Source organism: Labrenzia sp. CP4 (genome assembly GCF_001579905.1).
Taxonomy (GTDB): Bacteria; Pseudomonadota; Alphaproteobacteria; order Rhizobiales; family Stappiaceae; genus Roseibium; species Roseibium algicola.
The window spans coordinates 1,219,365-1,241,780 of the sequence record NZ_CP011927.1 but is presented as its reverse complement, the minus strand read 5'-3'; the positions used below and the strand labels follow the sequence as shown (position 1 = coordinate 1,241,780).

15 protein-coding genes are annotated in these 22,416 nt (G+C 59.7%); 3 read left to right on the top strand and 12 right to left on the bottom strand.

The features are described 5' to 3' along the window. Positions 1–294: 294 nt before the first annotated feature. The 9 genes from hypF to ACP90_RS05695 all read right to left on the bottom strand — a co-directional run bounded on the left by hypF (position 295) and on the right by ACP90_RS05695 (position 10,663). Entirely contained in the window at positions 295–2,670 is a 2,376-nt protein-coding gene (hypF, locus tag ACP90_RS05735) for a carbamoyltransferase HypF (protein WP_082809669.1), read from the bottom strand. Between the two features lie 225 nt (positions 2,671–2,895). Next, entirely contained in the window at positions 2,896–4,080 is a 1,185-nt protein-coding gene (locus ACP90_RS05730; protein ID WP_023003072.1) for a M56 family metallopeptidase, read from the bottom strand. Continuing rightward, a complete protein-coding gene (locus ACP90_RS05725) occupies positions 4,067–4,462 on the bottom strand; it encodes a BlaI/MecI/CopY family transcriptional regulator (protein ID WP_023003071.1) in 396 nt (131 codons plus the stop codon). The genes ACP90_RS05730 and ACP90_RS05725 overlap by 14 nt, the downstream gene beginning before the upstream one ends. A gap of 167 nt (positions 4,463–4,629) precedes the next feature. After that, positions 4,630–4,911 carry a DUF2160 domain-containing protein gene (locus ACP90_RS05720; RefSeq protein ID WP_023003070.1) on the bottom strand — a complete coding sequence of 94 codons (282 nt, stop codon included), beginning with the start codon at positions 4,909–4,911 and terminating at the stop codon, positions 4,630–4,632. Then, positions 4,908–5,705 (bottom strand): carbohydrate ABC transporter permease, encoded by a 798-nt coding sequence (locus ACP90_RS05715; protein WP_023003069.1) that lies wholly within the window; start codon positions 5,703–5,705, stop codon positions 4,908–4,910. The genes ACP90_RS05720 and ACP90_RS05715 overlap by 4 nt, the downstream gene beginning before the upstream one ends. Before the next feature lie 11 nt (positions 5,706–5,716). After that, complete coding sequence (locus ACP90_RS05710) at positions 5,717–6,583, bottom strand: sugar ABC transporter permease (protein WP_023003068.1); 867 nt, start codon at positions 6,581–6,583, stop codon at positions 5,717–5,719. After that, entirely contained in the window at positions 6,580–7,671 is a 1,092-nt protein-coding gene (locus ACP90_RS05705; RefSeq protein WP_062487254.1) for an ABC transporter ATP-binding protein, read from the bottom strand. The genes ACP90_RS05710 and ACP90_RS05705 overlap by 4 nt, the downstream gene beginning before the upstream one ends. 12 nt (positions 7,672–7,683) lie before the next feature. Next, positions 7,684–8,748, bottom strand: coding sequence for an ABC transporter ATP-binding protein (locus tag ACP90_RS05700; RefSeq protein ID WP_062487252.1), 1,065 nt, complete (start codon positions 8,746–8,748; stop codon positions 7,684–7,686). Between the two features lie 175 nt (positions 8,749–8,923). Beyond that, the gene (locus ACP90_RS05695; RefSeq protein ID WP_031270305.1) at positions 8,924–10,663 is read right to left on the bottom strand and encodes an ABC transporter substrate-binding protein; all 1,740 of its coding nucleotides are present in this window, start codon (positions 10,661–10,663) and stop codon (positions 8,924–8,926) included. Positions 10,664–11,222: 559 nt separating this feature from the next. Between ACP90_RS05695 and ACP90_RS05690 the strand changes: the two genes are divergently transcribed. Continuing rightward, positions 11,223–12,281, top strand: coding sequence for an NAD-dependent epimerase/dehydratase family protein (locus ACP90_RS05690; RefSeq protein WP_062487250.1), 1,059 nt, complete (start codon positions 11,223–11,225; stop codon positions 12,279–12,281). Positions 12,282–12,681: 400 nt separating this feature from the next. Here the strand turns inward: ACP90_RS05690 and ACP90_RS05680 are convergent, their stop codons facing one another. The 3 genes from ACP90_RS05680 to ACP90_RS05670 all read right to left on the bottom strand — a co-directional run bounded on the left by ACP90_RS05680 (position 12,682) and on the right by ACP90_RS05670 (position 16,021). Beyond that, positions 12,682–13,818, bottom strand: a complete 1,137-nt coding sequence (locus tag ACP90_RS05680; RefSeq protein ID WP_055656303.1) for an ABC transporter substrate-binding protein — start codon at positions 13,816–13,818, stop codon at positions 12,682–12,684. Between the two features lie 120 nt (positions 13,819–13,938). Further along, the gene (gene kynA / locus ACP90_RS05675; protein WP_055656305.1) at positions 13,939–14,793 is read right to left on the bottom strand and encodes a tryptophan 2,3-dioxygenase; all 855 of its coding nucleotides are present in this window, start codon (positions 14,791–14,793) and stop codon (positions 13,939–13,941) included. Between the two features lie 136 nt (positions 14,794–14,929). Beyond that, positions 14,930–16,021, bottom strand: coding sequence for an ABC transporter substrate-binding protein (locus tag ACP90_RS05670; RefSeq protein WP_208993465.1), 1,092 nt, complete (start codon positions 16,019–16,021; stop codon positions 14,930–14,932). A gap of 604 nt (positions 16,022–16,625) precedes the next feature. On the opposite strand from ACP90_RS05670, the gene ACP90_RS05665 reads away from it, so the two are divergent. Continuing rightward, complete coding sequence (locus ACP90_RS05665; RefSeq protein ID WP_062487246.1) at positions 16,626–19,958, top strand: transglutaminase family protein; 3,333 nt, start codon at positions 16,626–16,628, stop codon at positions 19,956–19,958. A 33-nt stretch (positions 19,959–19,991) separates the two neighbouring features. Further along, positions 19,992–22,397 (top strand): circularly permuted type 2 ATP-grasp protein, encoded by a 2,406-nt coding sequence (locus ACP90_RS05660; protein WP_062487244.1) that lies wholly within the window; start codon positions 19,992–19,994, stop codon positions 22,395–22,397. The last annotated feature ends 19 nt before the right edge of the window (positions 22,398–22,416 follow it).

Genomic DNA, 22,416 nt, shown 5'->3' with positions numbered 1-22,416 from the left:
TGCACCTGCGTAGGCGATGACCGTTCCGTCCAGCGCGATTGTCTGGTGTTGCGCCCTGCCGCTAAATCGATTTGAGATCAAACCGGACTGCAGCACATGATGGCAACGACCCGCAATACACTTGTGAAATTTCCGAGTGGTTCCATGCTTCCAGACTTGCAGGAAAACGTCTTTGAGGAAGATCAACCTGCTTAAAATCGGGGCAGATGGTACCTGATGACCTATCAGTCGATCCTGCTGACCGAGGCGCGTTCAAGGACCTTCAGTCAGGGCAAAAAATCAGTCATCGAAGGTTCAGGGCGCCTGCAAATTTGCCGCGATCACCGCCTGACCGAGCGCAAGGCCGCCATCGTTGGCGGGCACACTTTTGTGGTTGAGAACGGTGTAGCCATCGGCTTCCAGCTTCTCGGTCAGGCCGTCGCGCAGGAAGGCATTCTGGAAAACGCCACCGGAAAGAACGACCTTGCCGGATGGTCTTGCGCCTGCAGCCGACAGGCCGCGCGCAAGGCCGTCGATCAGGCCTTGGTGAAAGCGCGCGGAGATAGTCTCATGCTTCACTCCCGATTTGAGATCGCCAAGAAGCGCTGGCCAGACCTTGTCGAACGACAGCTTTACGGTCTCCGACGTCGTCACCTCCACCGGATATCCTTCCTTGCCAGCCACGCAGGCTCGCGCCAGCACCTCCAGCTGCATTGCAGCCTCACCTTCGAAGCCTTGCTTGTCCGGACAAATATCAAGCGTGGCAGCCACCGCATCAAACAGTCGCCCGGCAGAGGACGTCATCGGTGCGTTGACACCTTTCTGCATCATCTGATCAAGCAGCTTTGCCTGATGGCCGGCAAACCTGGTTTCCAGACCGGTTCCCACCAGGTTGGCGCGGTAGTTCACTCCAAAGGCAGTAAACAATTGCGCAGCCAGATTGCGCCACGGCTCCCGGTTTGCAGCCTCTCCTCCCGGCAACGGCACTTGCCGCAAATGGCCGCGCCGCACAAAGCCGCCGTAGCTTCCCTGCAGGATTTCACCGCCCCAGACCGTCCCGTCCGCACCCCAGCCGAGCCCGTCTAGAACAACGGCATGAACGGTCCCGGGCATCGCCTGGTCTTGCCCCTGGTCAGCCAGACAGGCCGCGAGATGCGCATGGTGATGCTGCACCCGAACCAGCGGCAGGCCACGCTCCCGGGCAAAGTCTTCGCCGGTCCGCGTCGACAGATATTGCGGATGTGCATCGACGGCGACAATGTCTGGCTCGAACTGGTAGAGGTCCAGATAGAGCCTCAGCATCTTCTTGTAGTCCGCAAGGGTCGGCGCGTTTTCAAGATCGCCGATATGCTGCGACAGGACTGCATTGCGGCCGTCGAGAAGGCAGAGGGTCGCCTTCAGCTCTCCCCCAAGAGCAAGAACCTTCGGCGCCCCCTCGAAAGAAGTGGGCAGACGGATCGGCGACGGAGCGTATCCTCGCGCGCGGCGCAGGATGGAAACGCCGGATCGATCCTGACGAACGACGCTGTCATCCAACCGGTTGACCACGTCGCGGTTGTGCATCAGGAACCCGTCGACAATGCCTGCAAGGTTGTGCCGGGCACATTCGTTTTGTGTTTCCTGCGGGTTCTCGGAAAGATTTCCGGAGGTCAGCACAATCGGCCCCTTCAGCTCGGCCATCAGCAGATGGTGCAAGGGGGTGTTCGGCAGCATGACACCAAGGCGGTCGAACGGACCGGCGATACCCGGCGCCAGTGGTGCGCCCGCTTTCTTAAGCAGAACGATCGGTGCCGCCGGGCTTTCCAGCAGCGCCACCTCTTTTGCATCAGCCAAGGCGAAGTCCCGGATCTGGTCCAGATCCCACGCCATAAGGGCAAGTGGCTTCACCGGACGGTGCTTGCGCAACCTCAGCTTTTCAATGGCGCTCTGATTGCCTGCATCGACCGCTATCTGAAACCCGCCAAGACCCTTGATCGCCAGAATGGCACCGCGCCCGAGCCGCTCGGCGGCAAGGACGACAGGATCGCCATCAACGGCACATCCGTCTTTGTCTTCAAACCAGAGTTTCGGCCCGCACTGCGGACAGGCAATCGGTTGGGCATGAAAGCGCCGGTCAGCCGGGTCTTCATATTCATTGCGGCACGTCCGGCACATTTCGAAGGCTGCCATGGCTGTCGAGGCCCGGTCATAAGGAATGTGCCGCAGGATGGACAGGCGTGGTCCGCAATGGGTGCAATTGGTAAAGGCATGGCGGTAACGCCTGTCGGCCTGGTTGCGGATGTCGGCCAGGCAGGCTGGACACGTTGCGGCGTCCGGTACCACGCCAGTGGCGACCTTGCCTTCTTCACTCGGCAGAATTCTGAAATCTCTGGCAGCGGGCGCATCTGCCAGATCGGACACAACAATCTGGTCGATACGTGCCAGCAGTGGCGCGTCCGATTGCAGACGGCTCAGAAAAAGGTCAAGCGACCGCTCGTCACCACTTGCTTCGATCAGCACACCTTCGCCGTCGTTCAGAACATGACCGGCAAGACCCAGGCCCCTTGCAACCTGCCAGACAAACGGCCGAAACCCGACGCCCTGGACAAGACCCCTGATCCGTATGGATTTGGCTGACCTGGATGGACCTGTTTCTTGCACGCGCTCAAGATCTCTGGATTGCCCGACACCGCCGCCGACGATGAACTTCATTTCTCGCCAGCCACGAGGCACCGCCCCTGTGCAGGCACGGTTCAGTAATCACCTGAATGGCGAATGATTTCCAGATGGATATTTTTGAATGACCCGCAATCGAGGCACGCGCAGCACGAACGGGAGCTTGAGGTCGCTCGCCGGAGCAAAGCCTCAAGGTTTGCGGAACAGAGGGGGAATGCCCCTGCTCCGGACGACTTTCCGCCCGGAGCAGTGTTGGATCACTCAGCGCAGCGGGCGCTGCGCAAAGGTATTATAGGCCTGCTGCCCGTTCGAACCGTTTCTGGTTTCCAGGCGTTCCAGATTGATGATGGCCGACAGCATCAGCCGGTCCTGGCTCCAGTCCGCCGGTTTCTGGATCGATAGTGCCGACAGGAAAACCACCGCCACCATGGGCAACACGGCAAGGCAGGTAACACCCCAATGAGGACGAACCCGATTGGTTTCCAGCAAGGCCTCCACCCGGCGGCGCAGTTTCGCGGCCGGGGAACGGCGAAGCAGCTTGTCCTGCACCTCCAAAAGGGCAACGGCTGCGATCCCGACGGAACGTTTGCGCGCTTCCTTGTCCTGACGCTTGCGGATCCCCGCCTGGGCCGCCCGGAGCAGACACATGCAATAGGACCTCAGATCCACATGGGCGTTTTCGGCGACCTTCTGATCGCAGGCCAGTTCACGCAGACGTTCCACTTCCGACTTCCACATGTAGAAGAACGGGTTCCAGAAGAACAGCGGGCGCAGCAGTTCAAGCCCGATTTCCCAGGTGACATCGCCCTGGCGCAGATGCTGGAACTCGTGCTTGAGAACCAGCTTCAGGTCTTCCGGCTCGGCCAGCAGGTCCGACGGAATGACCACGTAGTGGCGCCTCAGCCCACGTGCGGAAAACGGCACCATTGCGCGATCCGACAGCAGCAACAGCACACGGCCATTGCTCCGCCATTCATGGCAGGTTGCCAGCACCCGGTACAATCGGACGAAGCTGACGACAAGCTTCAGCGCGAAATAGCTGAACCCGGCCACGAAAGCCAAAGCAATCCCGGCACCCAGACCGGTAGACAGGGTCAGGATCGTTTCGCTGATCTGTGTGCGCAGTCCAAGCAGCGACTGAAAGTCTTCCGCCGAAATGGCGATGCCGCCACGCAGGTACTGCGACACGGCGTAATCGGCCAGGTTAACGGACATGGTCCGGGGGACCACCTCCGCCGACAGCATGTGCTGGTAGCCCATGACGGCGAAGGGTGTTAGCAGGATCAGGGCGAACAAGCCGTTCAGCAGCCCAAGCTGTACGGAAAAGTCGACCTTCTTGCCGGAGCGGGCCAGCAGAAGTTTGGCGCTCAGCCACACCATTGCGGTAATGGCCAGTGTGATGTTCAGATCGATATAGATATCGAAAATCTGGTTAAGTAGCGTCATCTGTCCTCCTCCTGTCCAGCAACGCTCTGATTTCCTCCAGATCGTCTCCCGATAGTTCGTATTCATCGACAAGTCGGGCCACGAGGGACGCCGGCGTGCCGTCGAACAGTTTTTCTGAAAGGTTTCGGAGAGATCGGGACTGGTAGGTATCCCTGGTCAGCCGAGGGGAATAGATGAATGTCTTGCCTTCTTTGCGGCTGTCCACGAAGCCTTTTTCATCCAGGATCCGCATGATGGTGGCGCAGGACGTATAGGCGAGTTTTCTCTCCGGCGGCAGACATGCAAGGATGTCCCGCACGGAACCTTCGCCGAGTTTCCAGAGTTCGGTCATGAACTCCAGTTCGACTTCGGTCAAAAACTCGTTGCTCTTACGCTTTCTCATTACAGTCCTGCACCGATTGCGGAATGGATGTGGCTTACGCATCTATTCATGCACCAGAATATCGGAAATTACTATGTCTTTAGTCGACGAAGGTGTTCGGGTTTCTCCCCTGATCGAGACCATCTGATGGACGAAGCGCGCGGGAAACCCGCGCGCCTTTACTCACGTCAGACTTTCCAGAAGCAGAAGACGCCCCAACCGATGCTCAGAGCGAGCGGCCACCAGAGCGGGTTGCCCACCAGGCCAAGCCAGGCCAGAAAGATATAGGCCGTTCCGAGCAAGGTGATGAAGAGGCGGTCGCCGCGGGTCGTTTCAAGTCCCAGGACACCGCGCCGGGCAGCGCCACCGGGAAATTTCACTTCCAGAGCAGTCAGCACCCCGATTGCGGAGAATATACCGACGAACAGTAGAGCCGTCGGCAGGGTCCAAGCCATCCAACCGAGCATCATACCCTCCCCAGGGCAAAGCCCTTGGCAATGTAGTTACGGACAAAATAGATGACGATGGCGCCGGGAATGATGGTCAGGGTCCCGGCGGCCGCCAGCAGACCCAGTTCGTAACCGGCGGAGGAAGCGGTTCGGGTCATCACGGCGGCAATGGGTTTCGCCTCGACGGCGGTAAGTGTCTTGGACAGCAGCATTTCCACCCAGGAGAACATGAAGCAGAAGAAGGCGGCCACCCCGACGCCGGACTTGATGGCCGGCAGGAAGATCGTCATGAAGAAGCGCGGGAAGGAATAGCCGTCCACATAGGCGGTTTCGTCCAGTTCCTTCGGCACCCCGCTCATGAAACCCTCCAGGATCCAGACCGCCAGCGGCACGTTGAACAGGCAGTGTGCCAGTGCAACGGCAAGATGGGTGTCGAACAGGCCGACGGCGGAATAGAGCTGGAAGAAGGGCAGCGCGAAGACGGCAGCCGGTGCCATACGGTTTGTCAGCAGCCAGAAGAACAGGTGCTTGTCGCCCACGAAGGAATAGCGGGAGAAAGCATAGGCTGCCGGCAGCGCGACGGTGATCGAAATGACCGTGTTGATGGTCACGTAGATGATCGAGTTGATGTAGCCCCAGTACCAGGTCGGATCGGTGAAGATCTCGATGTAGTTGGCGAAGGTCCAGGTCTGCGGGAACAGGGTGAACCCTGACAGGATCTCGTTGGTGGTCTTGAAGCTCATCGCGACGAGCCAGTAGATCGGCAACATCAGGAAGAGAATGTACAGGATGGGAACCAGGCTTTTCAGGCGCATGACGGTTCTCCTCAGGACTTGTTATCGTTCATCGTCATCAGCGTGTAGAACAGCCAGGAGGCGAACAACGTGATGGCGAAGTAGATGAGGGACATGGCGGCTGCCGGTCCAAGGTCGAACTGACCCAGCGCGATCTTCACAAGATCGATCGAGAGCAGCGTCGTGGAGTTGCCCGGACCACCGCCCGTCAGCACGAAAGGCTCCGTATAGATGTTGAAGCTGTCCATGAAGCGCAGCAGCACGGCAATGGTCAGCACCGTTTTCATCTTCGGCAACTGGATGAAGCGGAACACCGCCCACCGGGAGGCTCCATCGATTTCCGCCGCCTGATAATAGGCGTTCGGGATCGAAACCAGACCGGCGTAGGCCAGGAGCACCACCAGCGATGTCCAGTGCCAGACATCCATGACGATGATCGTCACCCAGGCAGCGATCGGGTTCTGGGTCATGTCATAGGAGATGCCCAGGGTGTGGTTCAGGAAGTAACCGAGCAGACCGATATCCGGCAGGGTGAAGATGTTCCACATCGCACCGACCACGTTCCACGGGATCAGCATCGGCAAGGCCATGGTGACAAGGCAGAACGGCACCCAGAACCCCTTCTTGGGCATGGACAGCGCAATCGCGACACCAAGCGGCACCTCGATAATCAGGATCAGGAAAGTGAACAGGAACTGCCGTCCGAGCGCATTGTGAAAGCGCTCCGAGCGAAGCACCTGCTCGAACCAGTCCAGACCCTGCCAGAAGAACAGGTTGTCGCCGAAGGTTTCCTGAACGGAGTAGTTCACCACGGTCATCATCGGGATGAGCGCGTTGAAGGCGACAAGAATGAGCACCGGGGTTACGAAGAACCAGGCGCGTTGATTTTGCGTTTTCATCGGGCCCCTCCTTCAGGCTGGCTCGCCAGCCAGCCGTCCTTGTAGAGACGCGTCTGGGATTGTTTGAAGTCGAGCATCACGTCGTCTCCGGCATTGGGCGCTTCGCCCTCCAGAATGGCGTTGATACGCATGTCATGAGCGATCGCCTCAACCACCTTGTGGCGGCCGATATCGGCAACCTTGCGGACCTTCGCCGCAATGCCTGCACCGTCGGCAGACACCTTGACGAATTCCGGACGGACCCCGATCTCCGCCGTACCGTCGCCGGCGGCAGTCACCGGGCCTTCCAGCGCGACCTTTTCACCGCGGAAGAACGCGGCCCCGTTCTGGACGTCGCAGGGCAGGACGTTCATTCCCGGAGAGCCGATGAAGTGACCGACGAAAGTGTGGGCCGGACGTTCGAACAACTCCACTGGCGTCCCGATCTGCACGACTTCACCGTCCTGCATCACCACCACCTGGTCGGCAAAGGTCAGCGCTTCGGTCTGGTCGTGCGTCACGTAGATCATGGTCGCCTTGACCCGCTGATGAAGCTCTTTCAGCTTGGATCGCAGCTTCCATTTCAGATGTGGGTCGATCACCGTCAGAGGCTCGTCGAACATGACGACGTTGACGTCCTCGCGGATGAGGCCGCGGCCCATGGAGATCTTCTGCTTGTTGTCCGGCGAAAGATTTGCCGCCCGGACCTTCAGCATGTCGCTGACTTCCAGCATTTCGGCGATCGCGGCGACGCGGCGCTTGACCGTGTCCTCGTCCCGCCCGCGGTTTCTGAGCGGAAAGGCCAGATTGTCGTAGACGGTCATCGTGTCGTAGATGACCGGAAACTGGAACACCTGCGCGATATTGCGCTTTGCCGGCGGCAGCGAGGTGACGTCCTGATCGTTGAACAGGATCTTGCCTTCAGAAGGAACCAGCAGGCCGGAAATGATGTTCAACAGCGTGGACTTGCCGCAGCCCGACGGACCAAGCAGGGCATAAGCGCCGCCGTCATCCCACGTCAGGTCGATCTTCTTCAGGGCGTAATCCGCATCGCTCGCCGGATTGGGCTGGTAGCTGTGACGCAGATTGGAGAGTTTGATTTGTGCCATGATATCCTCTCCTCAGGCGACCAGCTGGCCGTCAGGCGCAAAGAAGAAACAATGGCTCGGATCCAGGTAGAAAGTGTGGACCTCGCCGACGGAATAGGGATGAACACCGGGTGACAGAGAGACCCAGGCGTTGCCGTCCATGTCGAAATGGGCACTGCTTTCCGAACCGCTGAGCTCCGTCACCAGAACGTGTCCGTCAAGCTTCACGGTATGATGCGCGCTTGCCACCGGCATCACGTGATTGGGCCGGATCGCAAGGGTGTAGGCGCCATCCCGAAGTCCCGACGCAGCACCTGTGGCCTGCCAGCTCGTGACCTCGTTCAGGATCACCAGGTCACCGCGCTTGGTCACCGGAGCGACATTGATCGGCGGGTTGGAGAACACCTTGGCTGCGTCAAGATCCTTCGGCTTGCGATAGATGTCGGCGGTCGGGCCGAACTGCACCACGTTGCCGTCGGTCATGAGGGCCGTGTGCCCTCCCAGAAGAAGGGCCTCTTCAGGCTCGGACGTTGCGTAGACGACGACTGCGCCGCGGCCTGCAAAAAGTTCCGGAAGCTGGTCGCGCAGTTCCTCGCGAAGCTTGTAGTCGAGGTTGGCAAGCGGTTCGTCGAGGAAGACCGCATCGCTTTCCTTGACGATGGCCCGCGCCAGCGCGGTGCGCTGCTGCTGGCCACCCGACAGTTCATGCGGCTTGCGGTTGAGATACGGGTTCAGCTTCATCAGCTTGGCCGCTTCTTCCACCCGGCCTTCGATCTCCGACCTGGCAACACCTGCGACCTTCAGCGGCGAGGCGATGTTGTCGAAGACAGACATATGCGGGTAGTTGACGAAAAACTGGTGCACCAGGCTGATGTTGCGCTTTTGCGCGGAAAGGCGGGACACGTCCTTGCCATTGAGCACGATCTGCCCTGTCGCCAGGCTGTCGAGACCAGCCATCAGCTTGATCAGCGAGGTCTTGCCCGAGCCGGTTTCTCCAAGCAGAACATTGAAGTGACCGGGATGCAGCGTCAGGCTCGTTTCCTTGACATGGGTGATGCCTGCAACGCGCTTGCTGACGTTCTTAAGTTCTAGAGACATTTATTTTTCGCCCGCGTCCGGACAGGTGCAAGTGGCGAAACATCGATTTCGCGCCCTGTCGCTTCGGATCGGTGGTGGACCGGGGAGACGCCCCGGTCCGGTTTGTTGGGTGATGGGTGCCCGGGCACCATGTTCTGCATGGCAGACACGATGCCCTTGCACGTCGCGCTCAGGTTTACTTTTCAGCCCAGCGTGCGACCAGCTCGTCGTAGTTCACGGTCTGGCCCTGCGGCTTCTCGTTTTCGAGCTTTGCCTTCGGTGCGCCCGGCTTGTTCAGCCATTCTTGCGGATCCGACTCTTCGTTCAGACGCGGACCGCAGCCACCGTAGACGTTGGCGCGCTCGTCAGCCTGCTGCATGCGGGCCATGACGATGTCCATTTCCTGTGCCAGACGATCCATGGCTTCCTGCGGCGTGAACGCGCCGGAGTTCACGTCACCGATCTGCTGCCACCAGATCTGGGCCAGCTTCGGATAGTCCGGAACGTTGATGCCGGTCGGGGACCACGCAACACGGTCCGGCGAGCGATAGAACTCGACCAGGCCGCCGAGCTTCGGAGAACGCTCGGTGAAGGACTCGTGACGCACGGTACTGTCGCGAATGAAGGTGAGACCGACATGGCTCTTCTTCACGTCAACCGTCTTGGAAACCACGAACTGGGCATAGAGCCAGGCTGCTTTCGCACGATCCACCGGAGTGGAGTTCAGGATGGTCCAGGAACCCACGTCCTGGTAGCCGACCTTCTGACCTTCTTCCCAGTAAGGACCATGGGGGCTCGGAGCCATGCGCCACAGCGGCGTGCCTTCGTCGTCAACCGTGTTGTTGCCTTCGGACTTCGGCTTCACCATGTCCGCGGTGAACGCGGTGTACCAGAAGATCTGCTGGGCAACGTTGCCCTGGCTGAGAGCCGGCAGGGACTGATAGAAGTCGAAGCTGGCAGCACCCGGAGGCGCGTAGTTGCGCAGCCATTCGTCCCACTTGCGGATCGCGTAGACGGCCGCCGGGCCGTTTGCAGCACCACCGCGGGAAACCGAAGCGCCAACCGGGTTACAGGTGCCGGCTTCCATGCGGATGCCCCACTCGTCAACCGGTACGCCGTTCGGCTCGCCCTTGTCGCCTGCACCCGCCATGGACAGCCAGGCATCGGTCATGCGCCAGCCGAGGTCCGGTGCGCGCTTGCCGTAGTCCATGTGACCATAGATCTGGACGCCGTCGACTTCCTTGACGTCCTTGGTGAAGAATTCGGCGATGTCCTCATATGCGGACCAGTTGACCGGCACGCCGAGTTCATAACCGTATTTTTCCTTGAAGGCTGCCTTCAGGTCTTCACGGTCGAACCAGTCCTTGCGGAACCAGTAGAGGTTCGCGAACTGCTGGTCGGGCAACTGATAGAGGTCGCCGTCCGGGCCGGTCGTGAACTGGGTGCCCATGAAGTCTTCCAGGTCGAGACCCGGGTTGGTGACATCCTTGGCGTCGCCGTTCATCCAGTCGGTCAGGTTGTAGGCGAGCTGCAGACGGGAATGAGTGCCGATCAGGTCGGAGTCGTTGACATAGGCGTCATAGAGGTTCCGGCCGGTCTGCATCTGGGTCTGCACGGCCTGCACCACTTCCCCTTCGCCGAGGATCTGGTGATTGACCTTGATACCGGTGATTTCTTCGAAGGCCTTGGTCAGAACTTCCGACTCATAGGAGTGCGTCGGAATGCCTTCGGACAAGACGTTGATTTCCATGCCCTTGAACGGTTCGGCCGCATTGATGAACCACTGCATTTCTGCAAGCTGCTCATCTTTTGACAGAACGGATGGCTGGAATTCCTGGTCGATCCACTTTTGCGCCGCTGCTTCATCGGCAAAAGCGGACCCTGCCCCCGCAAGCACAGCACCAGCTGCGACTGCGGTGAGTAGATACTTACGCATCTGCATCTCCTCCCGTGAGATATTAAACGCCGTCATTAACCGGCTACGAATAGATGGTCACAGCATCGCCATGTTGTCAAACTAAATTTTTAGTAGATAATCAAGCCTACTCAACCGAGTGGCAAAATATTGTTTTCAAAGGCTTTTCAAGAACAGGAACGCCCCCTGCACTCGACCCGAAAACCCGGTCACCTGTCGACCAGCACCGTCAGTGTGGCACAATTTTGACATCAGATGTAGCACGAAATCGGGTTTCGAGTCTTTCATATTTTTCTACATCATACTTCTATTGAGGTTCGTTTTGCATCGCAAAACGAAATCCGAATACTGACTTTGCACTGCAGCGTGGCCTGCTCGCCCATGTCCCGAGCCTGTCCGCACCCCGGATACGATGCCCGCCAGGCAGGTCATCACGATCGTCTGTCGCCCATTGGCTGCTGGTCGGGCATCTATGGCCAAAACAATTCCTGTATTGACGCACACCATCCAGCGGCTATCTCACTGCTTGGACAAGCTGCCGAGGCAAGAGCGGCCTTCAAAGGAAGGATGACCAGATCCGATGACCTCTTTTTCCACCGATGCACCGGTCTTGGTAACGGGGGCCACGGGCTATGTTGCCGGCTGGCTGGTGAAGGAATTGCTTGATGCCGGAATTACGGTGCACGCTGCTGTCCGTGACCCAGACCGCAATGACAAGGTCGCACACCTTCAGGAGATTGCGGCCGGATCTCCGGGCACCTTGCGTTTTTTCAGGGCCGACCTGCTGGAGGAAGGTTCCTACGCCGAGGCGATGGCAGGCTGTGCCATCGTCTTCCACACAGCCTCCCCTTTCACCACATCGGTCAAGGACCCGCAGAGGGAACTGATCGAGCCAGCGGTGAAAGGCACCCGGAGCGTTTTGGAAACCGCCGCGCGGACTGCAAGTGTCAAACGCGTGGTCGTCACCAGCTCCTGCGCGGCCATCTACACGGATGCAGTCGACTGCTTAAAAGCCCCGGGTGGCAAACTGACGGAGGAGGTCTGGAACACCACCGCCTCTCTCGAATACCAGCCCTACAGCTATTCCAAGACGCTTGCGGAACAGGAAGCCTGGAAGATCGCCAGGGCTCAGGATCGCTTCGAGCTGGTCACCGTCAATCCGTCGCTGGTGATCGGTCCAGCCCTTAACGCCAGGCCGACATCCGAAAGTTTCAACATCGTCCGCCAGATGGGCGACGGCACCATGAAACGGGGCGCTCCGAAACTTGGCCTTGGCGTCGTGGATGTGCGTGACCTTGCCAGGGCACACATGGAGGCGGGCTTCCGGGAAGAGGCCGAGGGCCGGCATATCATCTCCGGCCACGACACCAACATTCTGGAACTCGGCAAGGCCTTGATCGAGAAATACGGCGAACGTTATCCGGTGCCTCGCCAGTCGCTACCCAAATGGATCGTCTGGCTGGTCGGGCCGATCGTCGGCGGTATTTCACGGAAATTCGTCACCAACAACGTCGACGTGAAATGGCGCGCCGACAATTCCAAAAGCAAACGCGCCCTCGGCGTAACCTACAGACCGATGAAAACCTCCATGGAAGAGATGTTCCAGCAGATGATCGATACAGGTGTGTTCGGGAAGTAGCTCGCTTCAGACCACACCATCTGCGTTCGCTGAGATCACGGCATGGATTGCAGGGTCAAGCCCTGCAATGACGGACGCCGGGCAAAGTATCGCCGTGTCCATGCCCTCTATTCTCCCATTCACTCCCCGTCATCCCATGGCTTGACCATGGGATCCATGCCGTTGCCCTTGGGCCAAAACGCAGCCCCGGCTGGCATGGTCAAGGTGCGGATTACTGGAGCAAGCCCTGGAAAGACCGAAGTCGGGTGAGGTGTAATTTCGCCAGCAAAGGAAATTGAACCCAACCCCATACTTCCAGCGAAACGCGAGCCGGGACCCGGCAGCCCCACGATTTCAAAAAACAAAAAGGCGCAGCCCGGAGACTGCGCCTTTCGCATTGTGTAGAGAAACCCGCCGGGTCTTACATCTTGCACTCGGCTGAATAGGCATCACCATGATCGGTCAGGGCCGTTCCGACGATCTTGTTGGTGTAGACATCACCTTCCTTGATCACCTCGCGAACATAGATGTCCTGGATCGGATGATGGTTCGGGCCGAAGCTGAACTTGCCGCGCACGGACGGGAAGTCAGCTGCTTCAAGCGCTGCGCGGAAACCGTCAGCGTCCGTCACATCCGCTTTCGCCATGGCCGACAGCAGCAGATTGGCCGTGTCGAAACCCTGGGCCGCATAAAGCGACGGCAGGCGACCGTATTCGGCCTGGAAGCTTTCAACGAATGCCTTGTTGGCATCGTTGTCGATATCCTTGCTCCACTGGCTCGTGTTCTTCACGCCCAGCGCAGCATCCCCGACGGCCTGCAGGATACCCTGATCAAAGGAAAAGGCCGGACCAACGACCGGAAGGCCAACGCCGCTGTCGGCATATTGCTTCAGGAAGGAAATACCCATGCCGCCAGGCAGGAAGAAGAACACGCTATCGGCGCCCGATGCGCGGATCTGGGCAATCTCGGCCGCATAGTCGGTCTGGCCCAGCTTGGTGTAGATTTCACCCGCCAGTTCACCGTCGTAGTAGCGCTTGTATCCGGTCAGCGAATCCTTGCCGGCCGGATAGTTCGGCGCGAGGATGAAACTCTTCTTGAAACCGGCTTCCTTGGCGTAGGCACCTGCGGCCTCATGCAGGTTGTCGTTCTGATAGGCAACACTGAAATAGTTCGGATGGCAGCCCTTGCCGGCCAGAGCGGACGGACCGGCGTTCGGTGACAGATAGAACTTGCCCTGGGCAGTGACAGACGGCACGACGGCCATGGCCAGGTTCGACCAGATAATGCCGGTCAAGACGTCGACCTTGTCCGACTGGATCATCTTGTCGGCAAGCTGAACCGCGACGTCCGGCTTGCGCTGGTCGTCTTCGATGATCACTTCCAGGTCCTTGTTGCCGGCCTGTTTGACCGCCAGCATGAAGCCGTCACGTGCATCGATGCCAAGACCTGCACCACCGCCGGACAGGGTCGTGATCATGCCGACCTTGACGGGTTCGGCCTGTGCCGCTCCCGCCAGAATGGCCACCAGGCTGGCGGCCGCAGCAAATTGTTTCAACATAGGAAATCCCCTCTTCAGTCCCTTGAGCCCGCTTGCGGGGCTCTTGAAACGACACTCTATCGGCACAAACGCCGATGGCAAACATGCAATTCGTCCAAGAATGACGAGACGCCGACTGTTTCAGAGCGCAGTGCGCACATGCCAGAGCTCGGGGAAGAGTTCGACTTCCAGCATGCGCTTCAGGTAACTGACGCCGCCGGTTCCGCCGGTTCCACGTTTGAAGCCAATCACCCGTTCCACGGTGGTGACATGATTGAAGCGCCACCGGCGGAAGTAGTCTTCCAGATCAACCAGTTTCTCACCGACCTCGTAAAGGGCCCAATGGGCGGACGGATCCCGGTAAACCTTCTGCCAGAGCGTCATGATCTCGGGAACTTCGAGATGTGGAGCGGAAGCAGGTACCGCAATGGCATCATCCGGCACATCGAGACCCTGGCGGCGGGCGAAGGCCAGCACGACCTGGTAAAGGCTGGGGCGGGCCAGCTCCGCATTCAGCAAAGCAACGCTTTGCGCATCGTGCTCGTGCGGTCGGATCATTGCCGTGTTCCGGTTGCCCAGCGCATATTCGATCAGCCGGTATTGCAGCGACTGGAAGCCCGAGGACATGCCGAGGGCATCCCGGAACTGAGTGTAGTCGCTCGGCGTCATTGTCCGCAGCACATCCCAGGCAGAATTCAGTTGCTCCATGATCCGGCTGACCCGGGCAAGAAGCTTCATCGCCTGCGGCATGTGATCATCGGCAATCGCATCGCGAGCGGCGTTCAGCTCATGCAGCATGAGCTTCATCCACAATTCCGACGTCTGGTGCTGAATGATGAAAAGCAGTTCGTCGGAAGCGTCCGACAAGGGTGCCTGTGCATTCAGAATCTGCGTCAGCCCCAGATAGTCGCCATAGGACATCTTGTCCGCAAAGCGCATCTCGGCGCCTTCCGTTTCCGGATTATAGGCTTTGCCTGGTTCGGCTTCGTCGCTCATGACTCTCTCCCGCTGGGCTCTTCAAGTGGCCCTTCCACGGCATCTATACCGTCCGGACAGCAGACTTGGATAGGAGAGAATTCAAAGTGTTACGAGAAAAGAAACAACAGCCGTCCACTCCCAACCGGCACGCCGGTCAACTGCCGGCAGCTTCCAGAATGGCGTCAGCTGAAAAATCGTAGTGGCTATGATTGGAAGACGATTTGCAGAAACGGGCAAAGTCGATCTTGTCCCAATTCCCGTCACCAAGCCTGCTGAGATATAGCTCGACGTTCTGGGCGGTGATCGGCGACATCTTGAACACGACATCGACGAAAACTTCCCCCTGAACACTTCTGAAGAAATGATCCCTCAGCATCACGATCGCCCAGGCGCCTGCAAAGAAATGCCCGCCATGTGTCATGGTCAGTTCGTTGGACCGTACCGCGTTCATGCCGCGGTTCGACCAGTTCAACCCGGCGAACAATATATCCTTGCCGATGGTCAGCCCTGCGTCGGTTGCAGCACGCTGTGCACCGAAAGCAATGTCATCGTTCGCACCCCAGACGACGTCAATTCGCGTGCGGTTCAAAACGCTTTTCGTCCGCGCGAAAGCAAGTTCCTCGCTCCAGTCGACCGGAATGGCATGGACCAGTTTGACGTCGCTGTTGTCTGCGACAGCCCGCAACATGCCGAGTTCCCGCTGCAATCCGGCAGGCGTGGTTGAATCGCCTGTCAGGGACAGCAACCGGATTTCCCCTGCCTCCGGGTTGAGCCGCCGCGCTTCGGCAAACAACGACTGTGCCATCTCGTAACCGGCCGTTTCATTGTCCGGAACGACCGAGGCGATAATACCATGAAGATCGATGTTCCTGCGTTCCAGGTCGGCCCGTTGCTTCGGCGTCAGCTTGTTGAGCAGGAAAAGAACTTTGCTCTCCCGGCCCTCCATAAGCTGCATCAGACGGGCAGCCGCCTGGTTCTCGTTGACCAGAATGAAATAGTCCGGCAGCTCCCCTTGTTCCAGCCGGAGGCTGAGAAGCTCTTCCATGCCGTAGGGACGCCGATCGGCGTGCAGGATTTCCAGGTCGACGTTCAGATCGGCAGCAGCCGCCATCATAGTTCTGGACACATCCCCCCAGAAACCGGTCTCACCACCCGGATTGATGAAGGTCACGCGGAAGTCCGCCGCCTGGACCACGCCGGCTGCCACCCAGAACCACACCATGCACAGCAGTCTGACGAACATCATTATCCTTCGCTCTTCATCCTTGCCCGTCCCGTCTTGCAGCTCTGCTCGCAACAACGGCCCCGGTTCAGATCACGAACATTCACCGCGGCACCGGTTGAATGTTCGAAAGCCGAACGGAACCTTGACATGGGGCCGGACGATCGCACCGAAACAGTGCCTGGTCATACCCCCGGCGTCATATTAGCTACCACAAATATGTTCTGCAGAAGTGGCAACCACTTACGCACATTTTATTGGCGCATATCCAAAGATTGCCAGAAACGGGTTTCCGAGACAGTCCTGACTGAAACCCGGCCGCAACAGACCTGCCGCCTGCTGGCCATTCGCTGGCAGCCGGCACCTTGATCCGATTGTGTTAATCAATCCGAAATTAGCACAGGAAAAGCGCTCGTCAGAGCCGGCTTCGCCGGAAGGATTGCATCGTGTTTAACGAACCCTGACCGGCGACACCGGATTTCACCTGGTTTCCGGCCTTCTCCTTTCACAAGATGCTTGCAGCCCATTCGTGAGGCGAAACTGCCTACAGAAAGACGTGGTTATGCGTTTGATTTTGTGAAAACCTGACACTCGCGCTTTGAAACGGACAAATACCGGGACCCTGTAAATGTCAATTCGTGCAAGCATTTATCACCTGACCCATTACCGATACGACCGTCCGGTTACCTTAAGCCCGCAGATTATCCGCTTGCGGCCGGCCCCTCACAGCCGCACCCGGGTCCTGTCTCACTCGTTGAAGGTTTCGCCCGAAGGACACTTCGTCAATCACCAGCAGGACCCCTACGGCAACTGGCTGTCCCGCTTCGTGTTTCCCGAGCCTGTACGCGAATTCAAGATCGAAGTGGATCTGGTCGCCGACATGGCCGTCTACAATCCCTTCGATTTCTTCATCGAGGAGAGCGCGGAGGAATGGCCCTTCGACTATCCGCCGGAATTTCGCGAAGATCTTCAGATTTACCGTCGCCTCGACCCGACCGGCCCGCACATGACCGCTTTCCTGGAAACGGTCCCGAAGGATCGCCAGAGAACCGTCGACTTCATCGTCGGGCTGAACGCCAAGGTCTCCCAGACCGTCAACTATGTCATTCGCATGGAGCCTGGCGTACAGACACCGGAAGAAACCTTCGAGAAAGGAACCGGGTCCTGCCGCGATTCCACCTGGCTGCTGGTGCAGGCCCTGCGCCATCTCGGTTTTGCCGCAAGGTTTGTCTCCGGTTATCTCATCCAGTTGAAGCCGGATCTGGAAGCACTGGACGGCCCCTCCGGCACCGATCACGATTTCACCGATCTGCATGCCTGGGCCGAAGTCTTCCTGCCGGGTGCAGGCTGGATCGGGCTCGATCCGACCTCCGGCCTTCTGGCAGGCGAAAGCCACATTCCGCTGGCCGCGACGCCGCATTACGTCAACGCCGCCCCGATTGTCGGCATGGCAAGCAAGGCAGAGGTCGACTTTGCCTTCGACATGAAGGTGGCCCGCGTCGCCGAACATCCGCGCATCACCAAGCCGTTTTCAGACGATGCCTGGTCGGCACTCAATCAGCTCGGCACCAAGGTCGACCGGATCCTGTCGCAGGAGGACGTCCGCCTGACCATGGGCGGTGAACCCACCTTCGTCTCGATCGATGATTTCGAAGCCGCTGAATGGAACACCGACGCGGTCGGCCCGACCAAACGCCAGAAGGCGGACATTCTGATCCGCCGGCTGCGTGAACGCTTTGCCCCTGGAGGGTTCCTGCATTACGGCCAGGGGAAATGGTACCCGGGTGAAACCCTGCCCCGCTGGACTTTCTCGCTTTACTGGCGCCGCGACGAAAAACCGATCTGGCATGATCCGGATTTGATCGCGGAAGAAGGCGACGATACCAAGGCCAGCGCAGATCAGGCCGCAGCGCTGCTGCAGGAGATCGCAACGAAGCTGGAAATCGACCCGGACCACGTGGTGGCCGCCTATGAAGACCCGGCGGTGTGGCTGGTGAAGGAAGCCAACCTGCCGGAAAATGTCACACCGAAAAATTCCAAGCTGGAGGATGCCGAGGCCCGGCATCGTATTGCCCGCGTCTTCGACCGGGGGCTGACCGAACCTGCCGGACATGTGCTGCCGATCCAGCGCTGGCAATCGAAGGCCGGCGGACACCGCTGGCGATCCGAACGCTGGAAGCTGCGCCGTGACGCGCTGTTCCTCGTTCCCGGAGACAGCCCGGTCGGCTACCGCCTGCCGTTGGAATCCCTGCCCTATGTCCCACCGGCACAATATCCCTACACCAATATCGCCGATCCGACCGTCCCGCGCGATCCGTTGCCGGAGTTTCCTGCGGGCCCGCGCGCTGACCGCAGGCAGGATGTTGCCCATTTCACCGCCAGCGAAGGCCAGCAGGACCGGCGGGAACAAACCCTGACGGACGACGAATTTGGCGGGGCATCGGTCAGAACAGCGCTGTCGGTGGAAGCTCGCGACGGACGTCTTTGCGTTTTCATGCCGCCGGTGGAACGGATCGAGGACTATCTGGAACTCATCTCGGTGGCGGAATCTGCCGCGGCTGACTTGAAGCTGCCGGTTCATATCGAAGGATATCCACCCCCGCCCGACCCGCGCATGAATGTCATCCGCGTTGCACCGGATCCGGGCGTCATCGAGGTCAACATCCATCCGGCATCCAGCTGGCAGGAATGTGTCGCGATCACCGAAGGCGTCTACGAGGAAGCCCGGCAGTCGCGGCTCGGTGCCGACAAGTTCATGATTGACGGCAAGCACACCGGTACCGGCGGCGGCAACCACGTGGTAGTTGGCGGTGCGACGCCTCTCGACAGTCCGTTCCTGCGCCGGCCTGATCTCCTGCGCAGCCTGATCCTGCACTGGCAGCGCCATCCAAGCCTGTCCTACCTTTTCTCCGGCCTCTTCATCGGCCCGACCTCTCAGGCTCCGCGCGTCGATGAGGCCCGTCATGACGGCCTTTACGAGTTGGAAGTCGCGCTGTCACAGATCCACCGCCCTCATGAAGGGGCAACGCCGTTCCCCTGGCTGGTTGACCGGTTGCTGCGCAACCTTCTGGTGGATGTCACCGGCAACACCCACCGGGCGGAAATCTGCATCGACAAGCTCTATTCCCCCGACGGCCCGACAGGACGGCTGGGCCTCGTCGAGTTTCGCGGCTTCGAAATGCCGCCGGACCCGCGCATGAGCCTTGCCCAGCAGCTGTTGCTCAGGGCGCTCGTTGCGCGCCTGTGGCAGCAGCCACTGTCCGGCAACCTGACCCGTTGGGGCACGGCCCTGCACGACCGGTTCATGCTGCCGCATTATGTCTGGACCGATTTTCTCGACGTCCTGGGTGATCTGGAGCATCACGGTTTTCAGATGCGTCCGGACTGGTTCGAAGCCCAGGCCGAATTCCGCTTCCCCTTCTGCGGAGAACTCGAGGTCGATGGTGTTCACCTTGAACTTCGACAGGCGCTGGAACCCTGGCACGTACTGGGCGAGACCGGCGCCATCGGCGGCACCGTGCGCTATACGGACAGCTCCACCGAACGTCTGCAGGTCAAGGTCACCACTAGCGATCCGGACCGCTACGCCGTCACCTGTAACCGGCGGACCTTGCCGCTCAGGAAAACCGAGACCAACGGCGTTTCGGTTGCCGGTGTCCGTTACAAGGCCTGGCAACCGGCCATGGCGCTGCACCCCGTGCATCCCGTCGACGCCCCGCTGACCTTCGATATCTTCGATCGCTGGAGCGGCCGGGCCCTTGGTGGCTGCGTCTATCATGTTGCTCATCCGGGCGGACGGAACTATGACACGTTTCCTGTCAACGGGAACGAGGCAGAAGCCCGCCGCCTTGCAAGGTTCGAGCCGCACGGCCATACGCCGGGGCTCTATCTTCCGGGGCTTGAACGGCCGCATCCGGAGTTTCCGTTGACGTTGGACCTGCGCAGACCGCAGAATGTCTGACGAACCGGCAGCCCCGCCGACTGGAAACGATGCATGAGCTTGGACGAAAACGCAGAACCCGGAGCGCTTCGCTACGGCCTCTTGAAGGCCTATCGTCCCTTTCCGGATGTTTCGGACGAGCTGCTCTTCCCTGATGGCCGGGTAAGACCGGTCTGGCGGCCGTTTCTGGAGCATCTGAGCGCTCTGACGCCGGAGGAAATCACCGAGCGTTTCGCGCGCGGCAATCAGTATCTGAACGATGCCGGGGTCTATTTCCGTCAATACGGGCAGGACGGGGCGAATGAGCGGGAATGGCCGTTGAGCCATATTCCGGTGATCATCAGCCAGGACGACTGGCAGGTGATTGCAGACGGTCTGACCCAGCGCGCCGAACTTCTGGAACAGGTTGTCGCCGATCTTTATGGCGACAACAGGCTGGTGACCAACGGTTATCTGCCGGCAAGCCTGATTGCGCAAAGCCCGGAGTGGCAGCGTCCGCTGGTGGGCATCAAGCCGAAATCCGGACATTTTCTGCATTTCCTGTCGTTTGAGATCGGCCGCGGGCCGGACGGAACCTGGTGGGTTCTGTCCGACAGGGCACAGGCGCCTTCCGGTGCCGGCTTCGCACTGGAAAACCGGGTCGCAACCGGACGCGTCTTCAACGAGTTCTTCGCCCGTGCCAATGTCCATCGGCTGGCCGGGTTTTTCCGGCGGTTCCGCGACCACCTGGTCGAGCTGCGTGGAGAAAGCGAAAGCCGCGTTTCGATCCTGACGCCAGGCCCGCTGAACGACACCTATTTCGAGCATGCCTACATCGCCCGCTATCTCGGCTTCATGCTGCTGGAAGGTGAGGACCTGACCGTTGAAAACGGCAAGCTGATGGTACGCACGGTCGCCGGACTGAGGCCTGTCAGCGTTCTCTGGCGGCGCCTTGATGCCGCCTGGGCCGATCCGGTGGAATTGAACGAAACCTCTCACATCGGCACACCGGGTCTTGTTCAGGCGGTCCGCAGCGGCGCAGTCACCATGATCAACGCGCTCGGCACCGGCATTCTGGAGACGCGCGCGCTCCTTGCCTTTCTGCCGCGCATCAGCGAACACCTGCTCGGCGAGCCGCTGAAGTTGCCGAACGTCGCGACCTGGTGGTGCGGTGAAGAGGGAACCAAAGCCTACGTGAAGGAAAATGCGGAAGGCATGATGTTCAGCCCCGCGCTGTCGACCGCGCTGCCTTTCACGTCCTCCCATACCGATTTTATCGGCAAGGATTTCGACAAGTTCCACAAGGGCATTCTGGAAACCTGGATCGACAGCAAGAGCGACAGGCTGGTCGGGCAGGAAGCCGTGACCCTGTCGACGACGCCTGCTTATGACAGCGGGCTTCTGGTCCCCCGGCCCATGAGCCTGCGCGTCTTCCTGGCCCGAACGACCAACGGCTGGGAAGTCATGGCTGGCGGCTTTGCCCGGATCGGACAAACGGAAGATGCAAGTGCGATCGCCATGCAGGCGGGTGGATCGGCGGCCGATGTGTGGATCGTCGGCGGTCAGAAGCCGCACAAGGAAACCTTGCTCCACCAGACGGAATCGCCGTTCTTCAAATCACAGACCGGTTCCCTGCCATCGCGCGCAGCCGACAATCTGTTCTGGCTCGGCCGCTACGTGGAGCGTGCGGAAGGCGCGGTGCGGCTGCTGCGTGCCTATCATGCCCGGTTGATGGAAACGGCGGACCCGGAAGCCCCGCTTGTGGCATTGACAGCGGAATATCTGGACAAGATCGGCATGGCGCCCGTCGAGCCGGTTCCCGATGGCCTGTGCGACATGCTGCAATCGGCCGTCGCCAGCGCTGCAAAGGTACGCGACCGGTTTTCCGTCGATGGCTGGCTGGCGCTGAACGACCTTGCCCAGGCCGCGAACGGTGCCAAGCGCACGATGCGCGACAATGCCGACGTTACCAGAGCCATGGGCCTGCTGCTGCGCAAGATCACAGGCTTTTCGGGTCTTGTGCATGAAAACATGTACAGGTTTATCGGCTGGCGCTTCCTGTCCATCGGCCGTGCACTGGAACGCGCCCACCGGATGGCTGATCTCCTGTCGGTCTTTACCGACGAAGACGCCCCGGAAGGCTCTCTTGAACTGCTGCTTGAGGTTGGCGACAGCGCCATGTCCATGAGCCGGCGGTATGCGGTCTCTCTGAGCCATGCCACCGTGCTGGACCTTTTGGCGATGGACACCAAGAACCCGCGCGCGGTGCTCTACCAGCTGACCGACATGAAAGACCATATCGGCGTGCTGCCCAACGCGACGGAAAACGGACATCTGTCGGAGCTGGCCCGCTCCGTCCTGCAGGTTCACACACTTCTGGCAATCGCCACCCCGGAGACACTGACACCGGCTTCTCTTGCCGATCTTCGCGATCAGATCTCCTATCTCTCCGTGGAGCTGACCGATGCCTATATCCGGTAACGGACGGTCGCTTTCACCC

Coding starts and splice junctions, on each gene's coding strand:
- hypF (WP_082809669.1), bottom strand. CDS start 2,670: ATGAAGTTCATCGTCGGCGGCGGTGTCGGGCAATCCAGAGATCTTGAG.
- ACP90_RS05700 (WP_062487252.1), bottom strand. CDS start 8,748: ATGTCTCTAGAACTTAAGAACGTCAGCAAGCGCGTTGCAGGCATCACC.
- ACP90_RS05720 (WP_023003070.1), bottom strand. CDS start 4,911: ATGATGCTCGGTTGGATGGCTTGGACCCTGCCGACGGCTCTACTGTTC.
- ACP90_RS05695 (WP_031270305.1), bottom strand. CDS start 10,663: ATGCGTAAGTATCTACTCACCGCAGTCGCAGCTGGTGCTGTGCTTGCG.
- ACP90_RS05710 (WP_023003068.1), bottom strand. CDS start 6,583: ATGAAAACGCAAAATCAACGCGCCTGGTTCTTCGTAACCCCGGTGCTC.
- ACP90_RS05690 (WP_062487250.1), top strand. CDS start 11,223: ATGACCTCTTTTTCCACCGATGCACCGGTCTTGGTAACGGGGGCCACG.
- ACP90_RS05725 (WP_023003071.1), bottom strand. CDS start 4,462: ATGAGAAAGCGTAAGAGCAACGAGTTTTTGACCGAAGTCGAACTGGAG.
- ACP90_RS05715 (WP_023003069.1), bottom strand. CDS start 5,705: ATGCGCCTGAAAAGCCTGGTTCCCATCCTGTACATTCTCTTCCTGATG.
- kynA (WP_055656305.1), bottom strand. CDS start 14,793: ATGAGCGACGAAGCCGAACCAGGCAAAGCCTATAATCCGGAAACGGAA.
- ACP90_RS05670 (WP_208993465.1), bottom strand. CDS start 16,021: ATGATGTTCGTCAGACTGCTGTGCATGGTGTGGTTCTGGGTGGCAGCC.
- ACP90_RS05665 (WP_062487246.1), top strand. CDS start 16,626: ATGTCAATTCGTGCAAGCATTTATCACCTGACCCATTACCGATACGAC.
- ACP90_RS05660 (WP_062487244.1), top strand. CDS start 19,992: ATGAGCTTGGACGAAAACGCAGAACCCGGAGCGCTTCGCTACGGCCTC.
- ACP90_RS05705 (WP_062487254.1), bottom strand. CDS start 7,671: ATGGCACAAATCAAACTCTCCAATCTGCGTCACAGCTACCAGCCCAAT.
- ACP90_RS05730 (WP_023003072.1), bottom strand. CDS start 4,080: ATGACGCTACTTAACCAGATTTTCGATATCTATATCGATCTGAACATC.
- ACP90_RS05680 (WP_055656303.1), bottom strand. CDS start 13,818: ATGTTGAAACAATTTGCTGCGGCCGCCAGCCTGGTGGCCATTCTGGCG.